Origin of the sequence: Corynebacterium sp. HMSC074C01, assembly GCF_001814605.1 — a bacterium.
Taxonomy (GTDB): domain Bacteria; phylum Actinomycetota; class Actinomycetes; order Mycobacteriales; family Mycobacteriaceae; genus Corynebacterium.
Genome location: NZ_KV817262.1, coordinates 1 through 485, shown reverse-complemented (window position 1 = coordinate 485; position 485 = coordinate 1). Strand labels below are relative to the sequence as shown.

Genomic DNA, 485 nt, shown 5'->3' with positions numbered 1-485 from the left:
GCGCTCTACTAGGGTAATCAGCGCGCTTTTGCCACCTTTACCAATAACAAGGTCGCCCTCCCAGTGCCCGGGGATAGCCCTGTCATCAGCTTCCGGGCTGCGGTGGGTGATCTCAGCACCTTTGATCCAAGGGCGACCGGTTAACACGCCAGCGTTTCGGGCACGACGCTTGCGTGTTGCGCCGCCGCGGATAAGTACGTCTTTAGTCTTCATGACTGCTTCAAGCTCGGCTCGCAGGCTGCCTTTGCCTTGAATGTATAAGGCACTGTAGATCGTTTCGTGGGAAATACGCATGCTTTCATCATCGCTGAAAGCATGCTCAAGCCATGCACTAATGCGCCCAGGTGACCACCTGCGGGCAAGGCAATCGACCATTACACCCCGAAGCGTTGGGCTTTCATCGAGCTTGCGTAGTTTTGGCCGCACCATCCGACCAGCAGTAGAAACAGCAGCGTTGTGGGCGTTATATCGCAGCTGCTCTGTGC

The 485-nt window shown here is 56.3% G+C and carries 1 protein-coding gene; it reads right to left on the bottom strand.

What is annotated here, in order from left to right:
* The coding region (locus HMPREF2978_RS12965; protein ID WP_143342257.1) for an IS30 family transposase at positions 1-485 on the bottom strand (485 nt) is incomplete at both ends.